The following is a 22,167-nucleotide window of genomic DNA, read 5'->3' as shown; positions in this document are numbered from 1 at the left end:
GCATGCCACTGACACTGCGCCCCATCGAGCCCGGCGACGCCGCATTTCTGCGGCGCGTGTATGGCGCCACGCGCGCGGGCGAAATCGCCCTGGCCGGCTGGGACGCGGCCACCGCCGACGCTTTTGTCGGCATGCAGTTCGACGCCCAGCACAGCTTCTACCGCGAGCGCTATCCGGCCGGCGACTTCGATCTCGTGCTCGATGGCGGCGCGCCGGTCGGGCGCCTGTATGTGGCGCGCGAAGCCGATCGCCTGCACGTGATCGATATCGCCCTGCTGCCGCCTTTCCGCAACCGTGGCAGCGGCAGCGCGCTGCTCGATGCCTTGCTGCGCGAAGCGGCGGCACGCGGCGTGGCCGTCACCATCCACGTCGAATTGAACAACCCGGCCCTGTCGCTGTACCAGCGCCTCGGATTTCGCGAAATCGGCAGCGCCGGCTTTCACCGCCTCATGGAGTGGCGCGCCGACGCGCCGCCCGTGGCCCCCACCTTGACCAATAAAGAAGACACAGCATGAAACGACGCGACATACTCAGGGCCGGCGCCAGTTCGATCGCCTTTGCCGGCATGTTGGGCGCTGCCGCGCCGCAGGCCGCCGCCGCCGCCGCAAGCGGGGGCGCAAGCGCTTTCGCATGGAGCCACGCCACGGCGCTGGCGCTGGTCGGCCAGCAGTTCTGGCTGAACCACCCGGAGCTGCGCGCCATCGGCCTCACGCTCGCCGAAGTGCAAACAGCGGCCGCCAGCGCCGACCCGCGCCTGCAGCAGTTTTCGCTGGTCTTTTCCAGCGACGGCGCGCGCTTCGGCGCCGGCACCTACGATATCGATCACGCCACGCTGGGCCGCTTCATGCTGTTCGTCGCGCCGGCCGGCATGGACGCCGCCACGCCGCGCTACCGCGCCGATTTCAGCCTGATGGCCTGAGCGCGCGCCAGCATCCCGCGGCGCGCATGGGCGCGCCGTCTTCCATTCGCCCTTACACACGGATTTACCAATGCACAAGCACGCCTCCGCCAACCGTTTCTATCGTCTCGTCTGGAGCCACGTGCACGCCTGCTGGGTCGCCGTGGCCGAGGGCGCGTGTGGACGCGGCAAGAGCGGCAGGCGCAAGCTGTCGGCACTGATGCTCGGCGCGGCCGTGGCGGGCAGCGCCGCCGCCACGCCACCGCCGCCGGACGCCGCGCTGCCGGGCGGCGTCCAGCTCGTCGCCGGCCAGGCCAGCGTGAGCACCAATGGCGCGAACATGACGGTGACCCAGGGCAGCGCCCAGGCCATCCTCAACTGGCAAAGCTTCGACATCGGCAGCAAGGCCGCGGTGCGCTTCGACCAGCCCTCGGCCAGCGCGGTGGCGCTCAATCGCGTGGTCGGCACCGATCCCTCGCGCATCTACGGCAAGCTCTCGTCCAATGGCCAGGTGTTCTTGCTGAACCAGCAGGGCGTGTTGTTCGGCGCCGGCGCGCAGGTCGACGTGGGCGGCCTGCTGGCATCGAGCCTGGGCCTGTCGGACCAGGATTTCCTCGACCGGCGCTACGAATTTTCCGCCGCCGGCGCGCCTGGCGCCGTGCGCAACGACGGCAGCATCCGCACCGCCAATGGCGGCTACGTCGCGCTGCTGGCGCCCACGCTCGCCAATAGCGGCACGATTGCCGCGCCGGGCGGCAGCGCCGTACTGGCGGCCGGCAGCCAGGTCGGGCTCGACCTGCGCGGCGACGGCCTGATCACCGTGCGCGTGGCGCGTTCCGCGCTCGACGCCGTGGTCGGTAACGCTGGCCTGGTGCAGGCCGACGGCGGCCAGGTGGTGCTGAGCGCCGCCGCGGCCGACGCGCTGGCGCGCTCCAGCGTCAACAACCAGGGCCTGGTGCAGGCGCGCGGCTTTGCCGGCGAGGGCGGCAGCATCCGCCTCGCCGGCGACACGGTGCATGCCGGCAGCCTCGATGCCTCGTCCGGCGCGGCCAGGGGCGGGCGCATCGCGGTCGATGGCGGCGCGGTGGCGCTCGATGGCGCCATCAGCGCCGATGGCGCCAGCGGCGGCTCGATTGCGGTCGACGCCCGCGCCAGCCTGTCGGCGGCGGCGGCCACCAGCGCGCAAGGGCGCGGCGGCGACGGCGGCAGCGTTTCCTATCGCGCCGGCGGATCGCTGGTCGAGACCAGCAGCGCGTCCACCGACACCAGCGGCGCTCTCCATGGCGGCAGCACCGGCCTGCACGGCGGCGCCGGGGTCCTCTCGTCCGGCCGCCACGCCGCGCGCGCGGGCGACGGCATCGGCGGGCGCATCGACATCTCGGGCGCCGATGTGCGCCTGCTCGGCGCGCAGCTCGACGCTTCCGGCACCACCCAGGGCGGCATGGTGCGCGTGGGCGGCGCCTTCCAGGGCGGCAGCGAACGCGCCGACGCGCCCGACCTGGCGCGCTTCACGCAGCGCTGGGGCCAGCGCGCGCCGATCGCCTCGGCGCGGCAAACCTTCATCAACGATTCGACCGGCATCAACGTGGCGGCGAGCGGCGCGGCAGGGCAGGGCGGCACCGCGGTGGTGTGGTCGGAAGACCAGACCACCATGCTGGGCAAGGTCAAGGCCACCGGCGCGGGCGCGGGCGGCACCGTTGAAATCTCGGGCAAGAATGAATTGCGCCACGTCGGCCTGGAGCACCTCGACATCGGCGCCGGCGGCCAGCTGCTGCTCGACCCGAAAAACATCACCATCGGTACCTACCCGCTGGTCTGGACCTACCAGGCGATCCTGGGCCAGGGCTTCAGCGGCGGCAAGAACAAGGATGTGGCGGGCCTGGCCGCCGGCGCCGGCTTCGGCTTCAGCGTGGCCCTCAACGAAGCCGGCGACCGCCTGGCCGTGGGCGCCCCGTTCGACAAGGGCTTCGACGGCACCGGCAGCGCCAAGGGCGCGGTCCGCCTGTTCAGTTTTAGCGACAATAACTTTTCCAACGCGACGCTGGACGGCACCATCGGCGCCGGTTACAGCGGCGGCAACAACCTGAACCTGGCGCTCAACGACGGCGACCAGTTCGGCGCCGCGCTGGCCCTCAACCACAACGCCTCCCTGCTGGGCGCGGCCGCCCTCGGCGACGGCAGCAACGGCTCGGTGCGGCTGATCACCTTCGGCACCAAGTTCGGCGCTCCGGGTATCGCGCAAACGCTGACCGCCGCCAGTACCGGCAACCCGGCCACCGGCTTCGGTTCGGCCGTGGGCATGGACCGCACCGGCAGCCGCATCGCTGTCGGTGCGCTGTACGACCAAGGCTTCAACGGCGACTGCAGCAACTGCGGCGCCGTGCACCTCTACACCAGAACCGGCGCGAACGCGGCCTATGCCGGCGCGATCGGCGCTGGCTACAGCACCAACCTGGCCCTGGCCGCCGACCAGCAGTTCGGCACCTCGGTTGCCTTCGACGACAGCGGCAATCTGCTGGCCGTGGGCGCGGTCGGCACCGGCGCCGGCAAGGGCGCGGTGTACCTGTTCAGCGGCACGGGCAGCACCATGCAGCACGAAGGCACCATCGGCGCCGGCTACAACGGCGCCAAGGACCTGAACCTGCCCCTGCGCGAGAATGATCTGTTCGGCTCCTCGGTCTCGCTCACGGCCGACGGCAAGCGCCTCGCGATCGGCGCCACCGGCGACGGCGCCTTCGGCGCAACGGCCAATGGCCCGGGCAGCGTGCGCATCGTCGACTTCAGCACCACCGGTTTCGGCGCACCAGGCGTGGCCGCCACGCTCGGACGCGACTACACGGTCGGCGCCAACGCCGACGTCGATCTGGGCGACGGAGACAACTTCGGTTTCGCGGCAGCGTTGAACCGGGCAGGCGAGCGCCTGGTGGTGGGCGCGCCATACGCCAACTCGTCGAACGGCAGCGCGCCCGAAGTCGGCGCGGTGCACGCGTTCGCGCTGCTGCCGCCGCCATCGAGCAGCGACGTGCCGTTCAATGCGGTCAAGCCCAAACCAGGCCTGGACGTCACGATCGACGCACCGACGCTCCTGAGCACACTCGATTCCGGCGTGTCGATCACCCTGCAGGCGAACAACGACATCACCCTGCTGGCCGGTAATCCCCTGATCATCAGCAATGCCACCAGCGGCAACGGTGCGCTGACCCTGCAGGCCGGGCGCAACGTCACCCTCAATTCGAGCATCGGCACCGGCAACGCCAACCTGACCGTGGTCGCCAACGAGACCGTGGGCGCCGATCCCGCCTTGCGCGATGCGGGCAGCGCGGCCATCACCACCGCCGCCGGTACCATCCTCGACGCCGGCAGCGGCAGCATCAGCATGACGCTGGGCGATACGAGCGCCGGCAACATCGTGGTCGGCGGCGCGCTCACGGGTTCCACGGTCAAGCTGATCAACCAGGGCCTGGCCACCAGCAATGTGACGATCCTGGACGGCGGCAGCGTGACCGGTACCGGCAGCGGAACCGCGGTGGAAATCGCTGCCACGGGCGGCAATCTCTCCAACCAGAGCGGCGCGGGCGGCATCGGCGCGCCGGCCGGCCGCTACATGGTGTACTCCAGCGCTCCGGCCGACACGCTTGAAGGCGTGAGCGGCTACAACAAGCACTACAACCAGCCTTACGTCGCCGGCGGCACGCCGTCGTACGCGGCCAGCGGCAACTGGTTCCTGTATTCGCTGGCGCCAACGCTGAACGTCAGTGCCGATGGCGCCACCCGTGTCTACGACGGCAGCGCCGCCGTGCCGGGTTTGACCTATGGCGCGACGGGCTTCATCGATGGCGACGGCATCGCCAGCGGCTTCACCGGCGCGCTGAGCGCCGCCGGCGCGGGCAAGAACGTGGGCAGCTACGCCATCGGCAAGGGCAGCCTGGCCAGTGCGCTCGGCTACACCCTGAACTACACCGGCGCCAATTACACGGTGACCCCGGCCACGCTGAACGTGAGCGCGGCGGGCGTCGACAAGATCTACGACCGCAGCACCGCCGCCACCGTCACCTTCAGTGGTAACAAGATCGGCAGCGACGCCGTCACCGTCAGCGGCACCGGCGTGTTCACCAACAAGAACGCCGGCGCCGGCAAAACCATCAACCTGAGCGGGATCGCGCTGTCCGGCGCCGATGCGTCCAATTACACCCTGGGCAGCACGCCTGCGACGGCCAGCGCCACCATCACGCCGTTCGCCATCACCGCCAGTGCGGCCGGCAACAGCCGCGCCTACGACGGCACTACCGCCGCCACCGCGTCCGTGAGCGGCAACTACCTGGTCGGGGACAGCGTATCGCTGGCCGGCACCGGCGCATCGTTCGCCGACCAGAACGCCGGCACCGGCAAGACCATTACCGTCAGCGGCATCGGCATGAGCGGCGCCGACGCGGCCAACTACAGCCTGGCATCGACGACCGCCACCACCAGCGCCGACATCACGCCGCGCAGCCTGACCGTGAGCGCCACGGGTGGCAACAAGGTATATGACGGCAGCATGCTGGCGACCGTCACGCTGGGCGACAACCGCATCGCCAACGACGATCTGACTGTCGCCAGCGGCGCGGCGATGTTCGCCGACAAGGACGTGGGCGCCAGCAAGGCTGTTACGGTAGGCGCTCTGGCATTGTCCGGCGCCGACGCGGGTAACTACGCGCTGGCGTCACCCACGGCCACCACCACGGCCAATATCACCGCCAAAAACCTCACCGTCAGCGCCACTGGCGTCAACAAGCAATACGACCGCACCACGGCCGCCACGGTGACCCTGAACGACGACCGCGTGGCAGGCGACACGCTCACATTGAACCGCAGCGCCGCCTTTGCCGACTACAACGCCGGCACCGGCAAGACGGTCAATGTCAGCGGCATCGCACTGTCCGGCGCGGACGCCGGCAACTACACGCTGGCCAGCAGCAGCGCGACAACGACCGCCGACATCACGCCACGCGCGCTGACCGCCACCCTTGCGGGCGCCAGCAAGGTCTACGACGGCACCACCGCCACCAGCGCGACCCTGGGCGACAACCGCATCGCGGGCGACGCGCTCACCGTTTCCAGCAGCGGCGCCGCGTTCAGCGACAAGAACGCCGGCACCGGCAAGACCGTCACCGCCAGCGGCATCACCCTCGGCGGCGCCAGCGCTGCCAACTACGCGCTCGCCTCGACCAGCGCCACCGGCACCGCCGACATCACCCAGCGTGCGCTGGCGACAACGGCCAGCGCCGGCAACAAGGTCTACGACGGCAGCGTCGCCACCAGCGTGACGTTCGGCGACGACCGCATCGCCAACGACGTGCTGACGGTGTCCGGCAACGGCGCCTTCGCCGACCGCAATGCCGGCACGGGCAAGGCGGTGACCATCAGCGGCATCGCGCTCACCGGTCCTGACGCGGCCAACTACAGCCTGGCGTCCACCACGGCAGCGGCCAGCGCCGACATCACCCCGCGCGGCCTTGCCGCCAGCGCGACCGGCAACAGCAAGGTGTACGACGGCGCCACTGGCGCCACCGTCACGCTTGGCGACAACCGTATTGCCGGCGACATCCTGACGCTCGGCTACGCGGGTGCCAGCTTCGCCGACAAGAACGCCGGCAGCGCCAAGACCATCAGCGTCAGCGGAGTCAATCTGAGCGGCACGCACGCTGGCAACTACACGCTCGACGCCAGCACCGCCACCACGACCGCGAACATCACGCCACGGCCCTTGAACGTGTCCGCGGCGGGCGTCAGCAAGGTGTATGACGGCGGCGTTGCCGCCAGCGTCACGCTGGGCGACGATCACCTGGCCGGCGATACGCTGAGCGTGTCCGGCGTTGCCACCTTCGACGACAAGCATGCCGGCGTGGGCAAAGCGCTGACGGTCACGGGCATGACGCTCGACGGCTTTGACGCGGGTAACTATGCGCTGGCCTCGACCACGGCGTCCGGCAGCGGCACGATCACGCCGCGTGCGCTGACATTGACCGCCACCGGCGTCAACAAGCAGTACGACGGCACCACCGCCGCCACGGCCGGCTTTACCGACAACCGGGTGGCAAGCGACCAGCTGACGGTGTCGGGCAGCGCGCTATTCGACAGCAAGAGCGTCGGCAGCGGCAAGACCGTCAGCGTCAGCGGCATCGCGCTCGCGGGCCTGGATGCCGGCAACTACGCAATCGCCAGCACCAGCGCCAGTACCAGTGCCGAGATCACCCCGCGCAGTCTGGGCGCCATCGCCACCGGCGTGAACAGGGTCTACGACGGCACCACCAGCGCCACCGTCACCCTGGCCGGCAACCAGCTGGCGGGGGAAGCTGTGACATTGGCGAGCACCGGCGCGAGCTTCCTGGACAAGAACGCCGGCGTCGGCAAGACCATCGCGGTCAGCGGCCTGACCATGTCCGGCGCCGATGCCGGCAACTACACGCTGGCGTCCACCAGCACCACGGCCACGGCCGACATCACCCCGCGCGGCCTGGCCTTCAGCGCCACCGGCGTGGACCGCGCCTACGACGGCACCCTGGCCGCCGCCATCAGCTACACCGGCAACCACATCGCCGGCGATAACGTGAGCTACACCCAGAGCGCCAGCTTCGGCGACAAGAACGTCGGCACCGGCAAGACCGTCACGGTGAGCGGCATCGCCCTGGCCGGGCCGGATGCGGGCAACTACACGCTCGCCTCGACCACCGCGTCGGCCACCGCCAGCATCACGCCGCGCGTGCTCAACCCCATTCTCGTCGGCGCCAGCAAGACCTACGACGGCACTACTGCCGCCACCGTCACGCTGGACAACGACCGCATCGCCGGCGATGTGCTGGCGCTGGCAAGCACCGGTGCGGCCTTCACCGACAAACGCGCCGGCGTGGCCAAAGCGCTGACGGTAACGGGCCTGTCGCTGTCCGGCGCCGGGGCGGGCAACTACATGCTCGCTTCGACCAGCTTTACCGGCAGCGCCGATATCGCGCCACGCGTGCTGGTCACCAGCGCCACCGGCGTGGACAAGGTCTACGACGGCACCCTGGCCGCCACGCTCAAGCTGACCGACAACCGCCTGGCGGGCGACACCCTGAGCGTCAATGCGGGCAACGCCGTCTTCGGCGACAGGAACGTCGGCAGCGCCAAGGCGATCACCGCCAGCGGCATGACCCTGTCCGGCCAGGATGCCGCCAACTATACGCTCGCATCGGCCACCGCCAGCGGCAGCGCCAGCATCACCCCGCGCATGCTGAACGTGAGCATCGGCGGCGCGGTCAAGGTCTACGACGGCACGACATCGGCCGCATCCGCCCTGGGCGACGACCGCATTGCCGGCGATGCGCTGTCGCTCGCCGGCAGCGCCGCGTTCTTCCTCGATAAGAACGTCGGCACCAACAAGGCCATCACGGTCGACAAGCTGGCGCTGTCCGGCGCCGATGCCGGCAACTACGCGCTGGCGGCGACCAGCACCAGCGGCAGCGGTACGATTACCGCGCGCCCGCTGAACGTCATCGCCACGGCCACCGGCAAGGTCTATGACGGCACCACGCGCGCCAGCGCTACCCTGGCCGGCGACCAGCTTGACGGCGATGCGCTGACCATCGCCAGCGGCACGGCCACTTTCACCGACAAGAACGCCGGCAAGGGCAAGACGGTCAACGTCGACGGCCTGGCGATCGGCGGCGCCGATGCCGCCAACTACGTGCTGGCCGCCGCCACCACGACGGCCACCGCCGACATCACCGCGCGCGCCCTGACCGTGGCCGCGCTGGGTGTGGACAAGACCTACGACGGCACCACCGCCGCCCAGTTCTCGATCAGCGACAACCGCCTCGCCGGCGACACGCTGACCTTCAATGCGCCGGGCGCGCGCTTCGCCGACCGGAACGCGGGCACGGGCAAGGTCATCACGCTGGACGGCCTGTCGATCGGCGGCGCGGATGCCGGCAACTACGCGCTGGCGTCGCTCAACCCGGCCACCACCGCGTCGATCACGCCGCGCGCACTGACGGCCAGCCTGGGCGGCGGCGTCAGCAAGGTGTACGACGGCAGCAGCGTGGCCGTTATCGATGCCGGTGCAGTGTCGCTGGCTGGATTCGTGGCCGGCGAAGGCGCCACCGTCAACGCCGCCAGCGGAACTTTCAATAGCGCGAACGTGAGCGATGCGTCGAGCGTGAGCGCCGTGCTGGCGCCGGCCGGCGTGAGCGCCGCGGCGGGCACGCTGCTGTCGAACTACGTGCTGCCCGCCAGCGCCAGCGGTGCCGGTTCGATCACGCCACGCACGGTTGGCGTGAGCGGATTGAGCTTCGCTCCCAAGGTCTACGACGGCACGGCGGCGGCGGTGCTGAGCAGCGCGGGATCGCTGTCGAACCTGGTGGCAGGCGAAGCCCTGACCCTGTCGGCACCGGCCAGCGCCACGTACCACAACCGCAGTGCCGGCAACGGCAAGCTGGTGACCGCAACCGGCTTCACCCTGGCCGATGGCGCAGGCGGGCTTGCGTCCAACTACGTGCTGGCCAGCGGCTCGGCGAGCGTAACCACCGGCGTCATCACCAAAGCGCCGCTGACCATCAAGGCGGACGACAAGGTGCGCGCAAGCGGTGCGCCGAATCCCGCCTTCACCTTCAGCGGCAGCGGTTTCGTGGGCGGCGATGGCGCCGGCCTGCTCGCCGGGCTGACGGCCACCACTGGCGCCAACCCGCAGTCGCCGGCCGGCAGCTACGCGATCACGCCGGCGGGTGGCGTCTTCAACGACTACCTGCCGCAGTATGTCGGCGGCACCCTGACCGTGAATGGCGCCAGCAGCCAGGTGGACGCGATTGTCGGCTCGATGCTGAGCGCCGGCCAGCGCCAGCAGAACGTGCTCGCACCCGCCGGTTTCAGCCCATGGACCGTGGCCTGGAGCGGACCGGCGCCGGAACTGGCGCCGCAGGCCGATGCCAACGGCGCGCGTGAGGGCGATGCCGAAACCAGCATCGTCACGCTCAGCGGCGGCACGGCCGTCACCACGCGCCGCGGCGGCGTGCGCACGGCGCAGTAAGAACATGAAAAGCCACCGATCGAATCATCCGCAACAAGGTTATAACGTGAACAAACGCCTCACCACCGACAGCATCGCGCTCGGCATTCTGCTGGCGCCCGCGCTGGCCTTCGGGCAGACCACGCCGGACGCCGGCCGCATTCTGGAATCGACCCGTCCACCGGCGCTGATTGCGCCACCGGCGGCCGGCGTCAAGGTGCTGCCCGACGCGGCGCCGCTGCCAGCCGCCGCGCAGGCAGGCGACCAGCGTGTGCAGGTCAACGGTTTCGTGTTCGCCGGCGTGAGCGCCTTTCCCGAAGCGGCCTTGCGCGAGCTGCTGGCGCCCTATGCCGGCCGCGCGCTGACCTTCGCGCAGCTGAACCAGGCCGCCGCCGCGGTCACGGCGTACTACCGCGCGCGCGGCTACTTCCTCGCCTCGGCCTATCTGCCGGCACAGGACCTGGCCCAGGGCCAGGTGCGCTTGCAGGTGCTGGAAGGGCGCGTGTCGGCCGTGAGCATCGTGCCCGACGCCTCGGTGCGGCTGGCGCCCGCGCTGGCACGGCGCTACTTCGATGCGCTCGTCAAGCCGGGCGCGCCGGTGAACGAAGTGCAGCTCGAACGCGCCTTGCTGCTGACGCAGGACCTGCCTGGCATCACCGCGCGCGCGCAACTCGGCCCCGGTGCGGCGCTGGGCGAGAGCGCCATCGACATCGCCCTGAGCGAAGGCGCTCTTTTTAACGGCAATGCCGGCATCGACAACTCCTCGAACCGCTACACCGGCCGCATGCGCGCCACCGGCGGCGTGAATGTGAACGATCTGGCCGGCAGCGGCTCGCAGCTGTCGCTGCAGGCGGCCAGCACCGGCTCGGACTTCAATTACGCGCGCGTGGGTGCGGTGCTGCCGGTGGGCGGTGCGGGCACCCGCGTCGGACTGGCGTATTCCGGCCTGCGTTACCGCCTGGGTGCCGATTTTAAATCGCTCGACGCGCGCGGCACGGCGAACGTGGCGCAACTGCTGGTGATGCATCCGCTGCTGCGCTCGCGCTACGCCAGCGTGCAAGTGCGAGGCGGCTACGAGGACAAGCGCTTCGTCAACCGCGCCAACGGCGTGCAGACCAGCGACAAGCAGGTACGGGTGCTGCCGCTGGCGGTGAGCATGAGCCGCCAGGACCAGCTGGTTGGCGCAGGCCTCACCAGCGCGTCGCTGGAAGTGACACCCGGCCGCGTCGATTTGTCGGGCAATGCGGCCTCGCAGGCGTTTGATGCGGCCGGCCCGCGCAGCGAAGGCAGCTTCACGCGCGCGAACTATCAGGTCGGTCGCGTGCAGCGGATCAGCGGCGCGGCGTCTGTCATGGCCAGCGTGAGCGGCCAGCTGGCGTCGAAAAACCTGGAAGCGGGCGAGAAGATGTCGCTCGGGGGCCCCGACCGCGTGCGCGCCTATCCGGCCGGCGAAGCCAGTGGCGATGAAGGCCATGTGCTGGCGATCGAGGCGCGCTACGAACTGCCGACGTGGAAGGCCGATGTCGGCGCATTCTTCGACTACGGCCACATCAAGCTCAATCGCGAGCTGTATCCGAACGCGCTGGCCGCCGGCGGGCCGGGCAACAGCTACGACCTGAAAGGCGTCGGCGTGGGCATCAACTGGCGCGGACCGGGCAATGTGAGCGTGCGCCTGCAGGTGGCGAGTAAAATCGGCAGCAACCCGGCGCGCAACGCCAGCGGCAAGGATGCCGACGGCAGCAGCTCGCGCACCCGCGCGTGGCTGCAGGTGGCGGCGTACTTCTGAGCATCAGGCGCTCAGGGCGAAACCCTCGTCGAGCCAGCCCGCGATCCCGCCCGTCATGAGCTTGACCGGGCGCCCCAGCCGCGCGAGGCGGATCGCAGCCCGCGCGGCGCCGTTGCAATGCGGTCCGGCGCAGTAGACGACAAAGATTGTCCCCTCGGGATACCGGGCGATGGCCGATCCGATGATCTTGCGATGGGCCAGATCGAGCGCACCCGGTACGTGGCCGCTGCCGTATTTGTCGCTGCCGCGCACATCGAGCAGCACGAAATCCGCTCTGCCGCCGGCCAGCGCCTCGTGTACATCCCAGCAATCGGTTTCGAACGCGAACTGCGCTTCAAAGTGCGCCAGCGCGGCGGGGGATGGGGCGGGTGCGACATCGGTAACGGCGGACATGGCCTGACTCCTTGTTGTGAAAGAGCGTCCATTATCGGCGGACGTTCGCGCCCTGCTAAGTGGCGCAAAAGCCATTCTGCGTTAAGATTACGCCATGAAAAAGCATCTTGTCGTCGCCCTGGCCTATGACGGCCTGTGCACCTTCGAATTCGGCTGCACGGTCGAGGTGTTCGCGCTCGAACGTCCGGAACTGGAGGTGGACTGGTACGAATTCGCTGTGTGCGCGGCCGAACCGGGGCCGATCCGCGCCGCTGGCGGCATTGTCATCAGCGCGCCCTACGCGCCGCAACTGCTGGAGCGGGCCGACACCATCGTCATCCCCGGCTGGCGCGATCCCGACCAAGTGCCGCCGGCCGCCTTGCTGGCGCTGCTGCGCGCCGCCCATGCGCGCGGTGCGCGTTTGTGTTCGATCTGTTCGGGCGTGTTCGTGCTGGCCGCGGCCGGCCTGCTCGACGGCTTGCGCGCCACCACGCACTGGCGCTATGCCGACCGGCTGGCACGCCGCTATCCCGCCGTCGAGGTGCTGCCGGACGACCTGTATGCCGATGCCGGCCAGATCATCACCTCGGCCGGTTCGGCGGCCGGCATCGACATGCTGCTGTATCTGGTGCGGCGCGATCACGGGGCCCGGGTCGGCAATCTGGTGGCGCAGCGGCTGGTGGTCGCCCCGCACCGCGAAGGCGGGCAGGCGCAGTATCTGCCGCGGCCCATGGCGCATGACGAGAAAGGACGCCTGACGCGGCTGATGGATTGGGTGCGCGTGCATCCGGCCGAGCCGCATACGGTGGCCAGCATGGCGCTGCGCGCGGCCATGAGCGAGCGTACCTTGCAGCGCCAGTTCCATGACGCCACCGGTTTCGGCGCGCACGAATGGCTGATCCGCGAGCGCATCGCGATCGTCAAGGACTTGCTCGAAAATCCTGAATTGCCGCTGGCACAGGTGGCCGAGCGCGCCGGTTTTACGTCGGAAGCATCGCTGCGGCATCACTTCCGCCGCCTTGCCGCCACCACGCCGGGCGCGTACCGGCGCCAGTTCGCGCGTGTCGCAGCCTGAAAGGCCGCGCTATCGATGGCGGATGCGGAACCAACATCGCCGACTGTGATCTAAAAGGTTAGACTAGCCGGCTAGCGGCTGTTTGCGGGAATCTTTAAGGAGAATGCAATGAGTGCGAGAGACTTTTTTATTGAAGACCAAGGCATGCTGGCGGAAAATGTTGATGTTTCCTGGCTTGGGGATCGCAGCAAGCCACCGGCTGCGCTCGCTACGCAGGAAACCGGGGAACCGGCATTTGCGGACCAGTTCGGCAAAGCCGACACCATGCGCCGGTTCATCCTCGGCCACCTCCCGCGCATCCTCCCCATCGGCTTGGTCCTGGTGGCGATGGCAGCCGCAATGGCATCCGGCGACAGCGGCATTCCCGCGCCTTGCCGGCTCTGATCGATATCATCGCCGGCCGCGCCGCTTATAACTGGTAATTCTTGCGCACCTCGTCAATCAGCAAATGCCGCGAGCTGCGCTCTTTTTCATGGGGCGCGAACTGGCCGCTGGCGGTGTCGAGCAGGTCGACCGCCAGGGTCAGGCAGACCCGGTCGCGTGTCGACAGTGCCTGCTCAACGGGCTTGCCGATGATGTCGCCGATGATCATCGTCGCCAGTTCCTTCGAGGCGATTTCCTCCGGCAGCCCGGTTTTGGTGCATATCCCATAGGTGCCGTCGAGAAAGTGGCGCCACTCTTCGCGCAGGTGCTCATCCAGGCCCGCGCCCAGCTTGGGGTTGTCGGTGCACAAGCCGGCCGCCTTCAACTGCGTCAGCCGGGCGCGGTAACGCTCGGCGAACACGCGGAAGGCGTCGGCGTCGGCGTGCAGCGACTGCAGCAGCCCGATCCACGAAGCGTAGCCCCTGGCATAGTAGGCTATCTCCTTGTGCTCCTCGTGCTGGCCAAAAAAGGAGTCGCAGCTCACGTCGAGGCGCAGGCGGTAGGATGCGCGCGGCATCATCGAGCGCCGCTGCAGCGCCGCCAGCTCTTCCGCATCGATGCCGGACACCGCCAGCAGCTGTTGCTCGGTGAAGAAGCAATCGCTCAGGTATCGGATCAGTTCCATGGCCACTCTTTCGTTAGTCGATACAACCTACTATACAAGCTTGTGCGGCCTGCACGGTTCGGCTACCATCGAACCATGAAAGACGGCCCCAACATTATCGGCATTGCCGCCCTGATCGGCGATCACGCGCGCGCCGAAGTATTGACCGCCCTCATGTCGGGCATGGCCCTTACCGCTACCGAACTGGCCGATATCGCGGGCGTCACCAAGCAGACCATCAGCGCCCATCTGGCCAAGCTGGTCGACGCCGGCCTGCTCGCGGTGGAAGCCCAGGGCCGCCACCGCTACTTCCGCCTGGCCGACGACGATGTGGCGCAGCTGCTCGAATCGCTGATGAATGTCGCCTTTCGCACCGGCGCGGTGCGGCTGCGTTCCAGCCCGCGCGAGCCGGCCTTGCGCAAGGCGCGCGTGTGCTACGACCATCTGGCCGGCGAACTCGGTGTGCTGGTGTATGAGCGCCTGCTGGCGCATGGCGCTTTCCTTCCCGATGCGGATGGCCTGCGCCTGACCGGCGCCGGCAGCGCCATGATCAAAGCGATCGGCGTCGACACGGCAGCGGCGGCCGGCACGCGGCGCGCCTTTTGCCGTACCTGTCTCGACTGGAGCGAGCGCCGCCACCACCTGGCCGGCGCGCTGGGCGACGCACTGCTGGCACGCTTCGAGGAAATCGGCTGGGCCAAACGCTCGCTCGATTCGCGCGTGGTCGCGTTCAGCGATGCCGGCGAACAGGATTTGCGCGTCTGGCTGGCTTAGGCCAGCAGCGCCATCATCGGTCCGCGCAGGGCATTGCAGAGCATCAGGCCGGTGGCGCGGTCCAGCATGGCGCGCGTGACGATGCCTTCTTCCGCATCCCAGCGGGCATCGGCCAGCACCAGCGCGCGCATGATCCCGGGCAGCAGGCCGCACGCCAGGGCAGGAGTGCGCCAGCGCCCGTCGACCTGCACGAACACATTGCTGCGGCCTCCCTCGGTCAGTTCGCCGCGCTCGTTGAAGAACAGCATATCGAAAGCGCCTTGCGCCTCGGCCGCGCGCCAGGCCGCGTCGTAGCGCGTGCGCACGCTGGTTTTGTGGCGCAGGAACAGATCGTCGGCGCGCGTCGCGTCCTCTGCCAGCAGCACGCGCACCGGCTGCGCCAGCGCGGCCAGCGCGCCGCTTTGCACGCCGAACGCGCCGGACGGGCCGAGCGCGAGCCGCATGCGCGAGGCCACCCCGGGCGCCAGCGCGGCGCAGGCGGCGTCCAGCGCCGCGTGGGCGCCGGCTTGGTCGAACGGGAAGCCGAAGTAGCGCGCCGACCGCGCCATGCGCGCCAGGTGCGGCGCGCGGTGGCGGCAGCCATCTTCGCGCGTGGCGTGCAGGGTCTCGAAGACCTCGATCTCATTTTGCAGGCCGGTCAGGAAGCGCGCCTTGAGCTGGCACTCGGCATATTCGTCGGCGGCGTCGCTGTCGTACACGATGCCGGCGCCCACGCCCATCTCGCCGCGCCGCGTGCCGCCGTGCTGCGCCTGCAGCGTCAGGGTGCGGATCGGCACCGACAGGCAAAAGTCCCCGATCGCCCCAGGCGTGGAAGCTGGATCGAACCAGCCGATGGCGCCGGTGTAGACACCGCGCGCGGCCGGTTCGAGCTCGCGGATGATTTCCATCGCCCGCCGCTTGGGCGCGCCGGTGATCGAGCCGCACGGGTACAGCGCGGCGAAGATATCGGCCAGGGTGGCGTGCGGGCGCAGGCGGGCGCGCACGGTGGACGTCATCTGCAGCACGCTGGCAAAGCGCTGCACGTCGAACAGCGCCGGCACCTCGACGCTGCCGGTGACGGCGATGCGTCCCAGGTCGTTGCGCAGCAGGTCGACGATCATCAGGTTTTCGGCGCGGTTCTTGGCGTCGGCCGCCAGGGCGCTGGCGCGGCGCGCATTTTCGGCATCGTCATCGCTGGCGGGGGCGGTGCCTTTCATGGGGCGTGCCACCAGCTCACCGTCTTGGTGGCGCACGAACAGTTCGGGCGAGAGCGACAGCACGGCGCCGCCGTCGGGCAGGGCGATCAGGGCGCCGTAGGGCACCGGCTGGCGCGCGCGCAGGCGGGCATACAGCGCGTGGGGCGAGCCGAAGGCGTCGAAGTGCAGGCGGTAGGTGTAGTTGACCTGGTAGGTGTCGCCGGCAGCAATGTAGTGGTGGATGCGCGCTAACGCGTCGCTGAACGCTTTTTCGCCGACGTTGGCGCGCACGCCGGCGATGCCGGCCGGGCCCTCCTGCGCTGGCGCGTGCGCGGCCAGCCAGGCCGCCACCTCGTCGGAGGAGAGCCGGGTGCAGGTGTCGAACAGCAGCAGCTGCGCCAGCGGACCGGCGGCATGGTGCGTGCCGATGCCGAGCAGGTGCCCGCCCAGTTCATAACCGAGCACCGCCACGGCATGCAGGCCGCGTCCGAGCGCCGCCTGCAACTGCGCCAGCAGGTCCGGCCAGGTGCCGGCATCGTCGCAGCGCAAGGCCCCCGCATGGCCCGTGTACAGGCGCGAACCGCCGCCGGTGGCGTCGTCGAGCAGGGCAAAGCAGTCCACGGGGTTCATCGGTGTACGCGCGGTCAGGCCGCCAGCAGCAGGGAAATCTGCAGGGCGGTGCCCTCGGTCGGGTTGTGGCGGAAGCCGCTCTTGGCGTAGCGGTGCCAGCGTCCGACCACGTAGCTCACCAGCAGGCTGGCGCGCGCGGCGACGTCGGCTTCCTGGCCGTGTCCCTGGGTGACGGCCAGGCGCAGCGACTGCTTGCACGCCAGTTCGACCTTGTCGTAGAACTGGTTCATGCGCAGCTGCAGGCGCTCGTCTTCGTTGACCAGGGCGTCGCCGATCAGCACGCGCGTCATGCCGGGATTGTTGGCTGCGAAGCCGAGCAGCATCTGCAGCACGGCGTGCGCCTGGTCGACGCCGCCCTGCTCGTTTTCGGCGATCTGGTTAATCAGGCCGAAGACGCTCGATTCGATAAATTCGATCAAGCCTTCGAACATCTGCGCCTTGCTGGCGAAGTGGCGGTACAGCGCCGCTTCGGATACGTCCAGCCGTTTCGCCAGTGCCGCCGTGGTGATTTTCTCGCCTTTGGGCTGCTCCAGCATGGTGGCCAGAGCCTGGAGGATTTGCAGCTTGCGCTGGCCCGGCTTGGTGCTTGCCATGTGTTCTCGATGAGGTGGGTTGACGATGTCAGCGCAGTCGATTCATGCATCTCGGCAACTGAAGCACGGATTTTACTTTGACATCGACATAAGCGGGGCGTTTTAACTTTTTTGGCAACGGCGCAACACCGATCGGATCGGCCATGCGCAGGTACTGGGTGACCCAGGCGGTGCGCATGCCCACCTGTTTGGCGGTGCGCAGGTTGGCCAGCGTGTCTTCGACCAGGATGCAGCGCTGCGCGGCCACGCCGTGCTTGCGCAGCAGGCGGCGCAGCATCAGCTTGGACGGCTTGGGCCGCAGCTGGCCGTGCACGTGCATGTTTTCGATGGCGATGTGGTGGCTGAAGTGGCGCCGCAACCCCAGATGCCGCATCACGTCGGTCGAGTAGCGGGTCGGCGCGTTGGTCAGCAGGATTTTTTGCCCCGGCAGGCGCTTGAGCAGGCGCGCCAGCCCGCGTTCGTAGCGGATCATGTCTTCCAGCCGCTCGACCTGGTGGGTTTCGTGCAGGAAGTCGGCGGCGCTGACCTGGTGGTGCTTGATCATCCCGAGCAGGGTGGCGCCGTAGCGTTTCCAGTAGTCGAGGCGGGCGGCGTTGACCACGTCCGCGCTGGCGGGCGTGACGCCGTCGCCCAGCACGCGCGCGATGAACACGTTCATGTTGGCGGTGATGGTGGGGAAAATCGCGTGCGAGGCGTTGTGCAGGGTATTGTCGAGATCGAACAACCAGAGCGGGGCGGAGCGGGTAAGATTGGACACAGGGGACCTGATTAAAAACGCGGTAACGAACCAACAAGGAAATAAGGCATGAGACGTCCGATTATAGTGGTGTTCCTCAGTTTGCTGATGCTGGCCCTGCCGGCAGCCTGGGGCGCCGAGCGCGGCGCGCTGTTCAAGATCAGCGGCAGCGGCCATACGATGCATTTGTTCGGCACCATGCATGTGGGCTTGCCGGAGTTCTATCCGCTCGAACCGCGCATTGCCGCGGCCGTGAAGGATGCCTCGGCGCTGGCGCTGGAAGTGGACCTGCTGCAGGATCCCGCCAAGCTGGGTGCGGCGATGCAGGCGCATGCCTTGCTCGCGCCCGGCAAGCCCGGCTTTCAGGACCGTTCGCCGGCCTTTCGCAAGCGCGTGGAACAGGCCTTGAAAAAGGCGAAGATCGATCCGGCCGCGGTGGCGCGCTTCAAGCCGTGGCTGGTGGCGACCACCCTCACCCTGGCCGAGTACGCGGCCGAGGGTTACCAGGCCGAGCTGGCGGTCGACATCAAGCTGGCGCAGATGGCGCGCGCGAGCAAGGTGCCGGTGATCGAGCTCGAATCGATCGGCGCCCAGTTCGCGATGTTCGACCGGCTGGGCGCGGAGGAGCAGTGGAAGTTCCTGGAAGAGAGCGTGGGCATGATGGAGACCGGCAAGCAGCGCGCCGAAATGCGCCAGATCGTCGACGCCTGGGGCACGGCGGACAAGGCCGGGCTCGACGCGGTAGCGGCCAAGGTCGAGAACGACACCAGCGTATCCGGCAAATTCATGCAAAAAGTTCTGTTGGACGAACGCAACGGCCCGCTGGCGGACAAGCTGGCCGCCTTGCTGGTCAAACAGGACAAGAGCGTGGCGGCGATCGGGGTATTGCATCTGATCGGCAAGAATAGCGTACCGGCATTGCTGCGCGCGCGCGGGCTGACGGTCGAGCGGGTGTACTGATCTGGATAGTGCAGGGCTTGGGGGAGGGTGCCGCGGGAGGAATGGTGCCCTTTACGTGGATTGAACACGTGGCCTCTCCCTTACCAAGGGAGTGCTCTACCACTGAGCTAAAAGGGCGGTACTGTCGGGAACCTCGCCAAACCTACTGCGCGGCGCAATTTTCGTCCTGCGATGCTCACCGTACCTTCGTACGGCTGCGCTTCTCTGACGAAACTTGCACCGCTCGCTACGGTTTTGCGAGGCCCCTGGCGGCGGCTGATGCCGCCGTAAAAATTTTAGTGCGACCGGATCATAGTGCCAAAAGCCTGTTCGGTCAAGACTTCGAGCAGCAAAGAGTGCTCAATTCGTCCGTCGATGATGTGAACCGTGTTCACGCCCGACTTGGCCGCATCGAGCGCCGATGAAATTTTAGGCAGCATGCCGCCCGAAATGGTGCCGTCGGCGAACATTTCATCGATCTCGCGCGCCGACAGATCGGTCACGAGCTTGCCTTTTTTATCTTGCACGCCGGCGATGTTGGTCATCATGATCAGCTTTTCGGCTTTCAGGATTTCCGCGATCTTGCCTGCGACGACGTCGGCATTGATGTTGTAGGCCTGGCCATCCTGGCCGAAGCCGATCGGCGAAATGATCGGAATGAAGGCGTCGTCCTGCAGCGCCTTGACCACGGCCGGGTTGATGGCGTCGATTTCGCCGACAAAACCGATGTCGAGGAACTCGCCCGGGTTTTCCTTGTCGGGCATGGCCATCTTGCGTGCGCGGATCAGGCCGCCATCTTTGCCGGTCAGGCCGACAGCCTGGCCGCCGTAGTGGTTAATCAGCATCACGATGTCTTGCTGGACTTCGCCCCCGAGCACCCATTCGACCACTTCCATGGTTTCTTCGTCGGTGATGCGCATGCCTTGCACGAAGCTGCCTTGCTTGCCGATTTTTTTCAGGGCATTGTCGATTTGCGGACCGCCGCCGTGCACCACGACCGGGTTCATGCCGACCAGCTTGAGCAGGATGACGTCGCGCGCGAAGCCGTGCTTGAGGCGTTCGTCGGTCATCGCATTGCCGCCGTATTTGATGACAATGGTCTTGCCATGGAAATTGCGGATATACGGGAGTGCCTCGGCCAGGATCTGCGCCTTGATCTGCGGGGAAACCGCGGTCAGGTCGTCTTGATGGTCGGTCTTCAGTTTGGGCAAAGGAGCGGTCATGGCGGGTCCGAAAATGAAATTTTGCGAGATTTTACAGGCAACAGGGAGAAGCTTGTGGGCATTATAGGGCTATCTTGTTGTATTTTCATTTTTGATCCGTTAGGCTGGCCTTAAATGAATTCCCTCGGCGCTCCAGCCCCGTTTCGCGGCGCCTGACGCAGTGCACCTATTGATCAGGAAACATGTCCATGAATGGCAGCGCCCGCACGTGTCTTCTCCCATTGTGGCTGACCTCGCCGGAAAGCGGCGCGCCATGAGTACCTGCAGCCGCTGTGGGGCGCAGTTCGGCTGCGCCATGGCCGACGGCACTGCGGGGCCGTGCTGGTGCACGGAATTGCCGCCGGCGGTAGCGGTGCCGGTCGAGGGCGGCGCGGCTGCTTGCTGGTGTCCGGCTTGCCTGAAGGCGCATATCGAGGCCCAGCGAGCCAGTTTGGCCGGGCCGGTGCGCGAATAAGTGCGGGTAGCCAGGCGCGGATCAGCTTGGGAACGCTGGAGCGCGCGCACCTTCGGTGCTGGTGTACGAGGGTTGGGCGAGCGGAGGCTAATCCCCTTCCTGAGGTGTGGACGGCGTCGATACGGGCTTTCCAAACGCCGGTTTATGTGCAGGGTTGGCGCCGATGCCCACCGCCTTCTCGGTAGTAGCCGTCAGTTTGGCCAGTCCGACATAGCCCGTCAGAATCGACCCGACAATACGCGTCATTTGCTTCTCGCAGCGATCTTCATGGCGGCGACGATTCCCGCCTGTTTCATCTCATGGGAGGTAAAACGCACCGATCTGAGGATTTCCTGGCTGCGTGGAGAGAGCGGTGATTTGGTCTCTACATTGCTGGATATTTTTTTCACAACATGTCGTAGGTCTTCTTCCGAAATAGTTGTCAGGAATGCGAACATGGGAAGCCTCCTCTCGATCGAATTGAATCACTCCAGTTATAGACCTCACGGGAGTGTTCAAGTTCCCCGTTCGCGCTGGCGCACGATTGAGGTGTGTCGAAGTCCGGTAGGTATGCTTACTTCATATTGGGGCAGTCACAAGGAGTTGATGATGGCTAGTCTGTACGACATGGACGTGCTTGCCTGGTCAATCGAACAGGCGGCGCTGTTACGCGAACGCCAGTGGTCCGCGCTCGATATTGAGAACATTGCCGAGGAGATCGAGGACGTGGGCAATAGCGTGCGGCGCGAACTGGGCAGTCGGATGGCCGTGCTGATTGCCCACCTGCTCAAGTGGCAGTTTCAACCGCAATTGCGCAGCAAAAGCTGGCGCGCAACGATCGACGTGCAGCGCGAGAGCATTGCAATAAAGCTCGCTAAAGTGCCGAGCCTGAAGCACACCTTAGCTGATGACGCGTGGTTTGTAGAGATTTGGAAAGACGCGCTGGTCATTGCCTTCAATGACACGGGGCTCTACCAGTTCCCGCGCATGCCTGTATGGACCACCGCGCAAGTGCTGGACTCGACGTTTTTCCCCGCATAGGGAACGCTCACGTTCACCCTTTAAGTAATTACGCAAAATTTACCGTGAATGCTTTTCCATAATTTTCCATGATGGAGCAGACTTCGTCGCGCAGGCTATCACCGGCCATGTAACGAAAGCATCGCCAGAAATACTTCGCTTGCTTCCAGAGTATTTCGATACGGTTCAGTTCAGGACTATAGGGCGGCAGGTAATACAGGTACAAGCCCTGCCGCTCCCATTGCTGGCGCTTGATCCGCATCGGTTCGCCCTTGTGGATGCCCGCGTTGTCCAGCACCACAATACGCGGCACGCGGTGCGGTTCGCTTGCCAAGTCATCGAAGAACGCCATCACGTCCTCGCGTGTTGTGCGCTGGTCGTGCATGCGCCATACCAGTGATCGGTCATGGCGCAATGCCGCCATGACGTTGACTCGCTGTTCGTGCGTTCCAGAGCGCGAAGAGCGT

19 protein-coding genes and 1 tRNA gene are annotated in these 22,167 nt (G+C 67.3%); 10 read left to right on the top strand and 10 right to left on the bottom strand.

Annotation, left to right across the window (positions count from 1 at the left end; genetic code table 11):
• Window positions 1-2 precede the first annotated feature (2 nt).
• From RBA41_RS26610 to RBA41_RS26595, 4 genes are all read left to right on the top strand, one after another.
• Window positions 3-515: a GNAT family N-acetyltransferase gene (locus RBA41_RS26610; protein ID WP_306627352.1), complete on the top strand. Its 513-nt coding sequence runs from the start codon at window positions 3-5 to the stop codon at window positions 513-515.
• Window positions 512-919 carry a DUF6916 family protein gene (locus RBA41_RS26605; protein WP_306627351.1) on the top strand — a complete coding sequence of 136 codons (408 nt, stop codon included), beginning with the start codon at window positions 512-514 and terminating at the stop codon, window positions 917-919. Before RBA41_RS26610 ends, RBA41_RS26605 begins: the two co-directional genes overlap by 4 nt.
• A gap of 70 nt (window positions 920-989) precedes the next feature.
• Entirely contained in the window at window positions 990-9,938 is an 8,949-nt protein-coding gene (locus tag RBA41_RS26600) for a YDG domain-containing protein (RefSeq protein WP_306627350.1), read from the top strand.
• A 46-nt stretch (window positions 9,939-9,984) separates the two neighbouring features.
• Complete coding sequence (locus tag RBA41_RS26595; RefSeq protein ID WP_306627349.1) at window positions 9,985-11,703, top strand: ShlB/FhaC/HecB family hemolysin secretion/activation protein; 1,719 nt, start codon at window positions 9,985-9,987, stop codon at window positions 11,701-11,703.
• Window positions 11,704-11,706: 3 nt separating this feature from the next.
• Here RBA41_RS26595 and RBA41_RS26590 read toward each other — a convergent pair whose 3' ends face one another.
• Window positions 11,707-12,096, bottom strand: a complete 390-nt coding sequence (locus RBA41_RS26590; RefSeq protein ID WP_306627348.1) for a rhodanese-like domain-containing protein — start codon at window positions 12,094-12,096, stop codon at window positions 11,707-11,709.
• Window positions 12,097-12,190: 94 nt separating this feature from the next.
• Here RBA41_RS26590 and ftrA point away from each other — a divergent pair, with 94 nt between their 5' ends.
• Window positions 12,191-13,150 (top strand): transcriptional regulator FtrA, encoded by a 960-nt coding sequence (gene ftrA, locus RBA41_RS26585; protein WP_306627347.1) that lies wholly within the window; start codon window positions 12,191-12,193, stop codon window positions 13,148-13,150.
• A gap of 108 nt (window positions 13,151-13,258) precedes the next feature.
• Window positions 13,259-13,534, top strand: coding sequence for a hypothetical protein (locus tag RBA41_RS26580; RefSeq protein ID WP_306627346.1), 276 nt, complete (start codon window positions 13,259-13,261; stop codon window positions 13,532-13,534).
• Window positions 13,535-13,559: 25 nt separating this feature from the next.
• On the opposite strand, the gene RBA41_RS26575 is transcribed toward RBA41_RS26580, so the two are convergent.
• A complete protein-coding gene (locus RBA41_RS26575) occupies window positions 13,560-14,198 on the bottom strand; it encodes a DUF6058 family natural product biosynthesis protein (protein ID WP_306627345.1) in 639 nt (212 codons plus the stop codon).
• 75 nt (window positions 14,199-14,273) lie between these two features.
• Between RBA41_RS26575 and RBA41_RS26570 the strand changes: the two genes are divergently transcribed.
• Complete coding sequence (locus RBA41_RS26570) at window positions 14,274-14,951, top strand: ArsR/SmtB family transcription factor (protein WP_306627344.1); 678 nt, start codon at window positions 14,274-14,276, stop codon at window positions 14,949-14,951.
• Here RBA41_RS26570 and pabB read toward each other — a convergent pair.
• Genes pabB through RBA41_RS26555 form a run of 3 tightly spaced genes read right to left on the bottom strand, consistent with a single transcriptional unit; the run spans window position 14,948 to window position 18,106 of the window.
• Window positions 14,948-16,756 (bottom strand): aminodeoxychorismate synthase component I, encoded by a 1,809-nt coding sequence (pabB, locus tag RBA41_RS26565; RefSeq protein ID WP_306627343.1) that lies wholly within the window; start codon window positions 16,754-16,756, stop codon window positions 14,948-14,950. The genes RBA41_RS26570 and pabB overlap by 4 nt on opposite strands.
• Before the next feature lie 14 nt (window positions 16,757-16,770).
• Complete coding sequence (slmA, locus tag RBA41_RS26560; RefSeq protein ID WP_306627342.1) at window positions 16,771-17,349, bottom strand: nucleoid occlusion factor SlmA; 579 nt, start codon at window positions 17,347-17,349, stop codon at window positions 16,771-16,773.
• Window positions 17,350-17,377: 28 nt separating this feature from the next.
• Window positions 17,378-18,106 carry a pyrimidine 5'-nucleotidase gene (locus RBA41_RS26555; protein ID WP_306627341.1) on the bottom strand — a complete coding sequence of 243 codons (729 nt, stop codon included), beginning with the start codon at window positions 18,104-18,106 and terminating at the stop codon, window positions 17,378-17,380.
• 48 nt (window positions 18,107-18,154) lie between these two features.
• Between RBA41_RS26555 and RBA41_RS26550 the strand changes: the two genes are divergently transcribed.
• Complete coding sequence (locus RBA41_RS26550; RefSeq protein WP_306627339.1) at window positions 18,155-19,045, top strand: TraB/GumN family protein; 891 nt, start codon at window positions 18,155-18,157, stop codon at window positions 19,043-19,045.
• Between the two features lie 42 nt (window positions 19,046-19,087).
• Here RBA41_RS26550 and RBA41_RS26545 read toward each other — a convergent pair.
• Together RBA41_RS26545 and argB are read right to left on the bottom strand one after the other, a co-directional pair.
• Window positions 19,088-19,162: transfer RNA gene (locus tag RBA41_RS26545), tRNA-Thr, on the bottom strand.
• A gap of 158 nt (window positions 19,163-19,320) precedes the next feature.
• Entirely contained in the window at window positions 19,321-20,247 is a 927-nt protein-coding gene (argB, locus tag RBA41_RS26540; RefSeq protein ID WP_206091089.1) for an acetylglutamate kinase, read from the bottom strand.
• Window positions 20,248-20,500: 253 nt separating this feature from the next.
• On the opposite strand from argB, the gene RBA41_RS26535 reads away from it, so the two are divergent.
• Window positions 20,501-20,701: a cysteine-rich CWC family protein gene (locus RBA41_RS26535; RefSeq protein ID WP_306627338.1), complete on the top strand. Its 201-nt coding sequence runs from the start codon at window positions 20,501-20,503 to the stop codon at window positions 20,699-20,701.
• 87 nt (window positions 20,702-20,788) lie between these two features.
• On the opposite strand, the gene RBA41_RS26530 is transcribed toward RBA41_RS26535, so the two are convergent.
• Window positions 20,789-20,947, bottom strand: a complete 159-nt coding sequence (locus RBA41_RS26530) for a hypothetical protein (RefSeq protein WP_306627337.1) — start codon at window positions 20,945-20,947, stop codon at window positions 20,789-20,791.
• Window positions 20,944-21,138, bottom strand: coding sequence for a hypothetical protein (locus tag RBA41_RS26525; RefSeq protein WP_306627336.1), 195 nt, complete (start codon window positions 21,136-21,138; stop codon window positions 20,944-20,946). Before RBA41_RS26525 ends, RBA41_RS26530 begins: the two co-directional genes overlap by 4 nt.
• A 151-nt stretch (window positions 21,139-21,289) precedes the next feature.
• Between RBA41_RS26525 and RBA41_RS26520 the strand changes: the two genes are divergently transcribed.
• The gene (locus tag RBA41_RS26520; RefSeq protein ID WP_306627334.1) at window positions 21,290-21,721 is read left to right on the top strand and encodes a DUF29 domain-containing protein; all 432 of its coding nucleotides are present in this window, start codon (window positions 21,290-21,292) and stop codon (window positions 21,719-21,721) included.
• Window positions 21,722-21,749: 28 nt separating this feature from the next.
• On the opposite strand, the gene RBA41_RS26515 is transcribed toward RBA41_RS26520, so the two are convergent.
• Window positions 21,750-22,167 (bottom strand): transposase (locus RBA41_RS26515; protein ID WP_306627332.1); only part of this gene is annotated, 418 nt, incomplete at its 5' end.

The sequence above is a fragment of the Massilia scottii genome, assembly GCF_030846495.1.
Taxonomy (GTDB): domain Bacteria; phylum Pseudomonadota; class Gammaproteobacteria; order Burkholderiales; family Burkholderiaceae_D; genus Telluria_A; species Telluria_A violaceinigra.
Note: the sequence above shows the minus strand (reverse complement) of the source record. Positions and strands in the feature narration are given on the sequence as shown.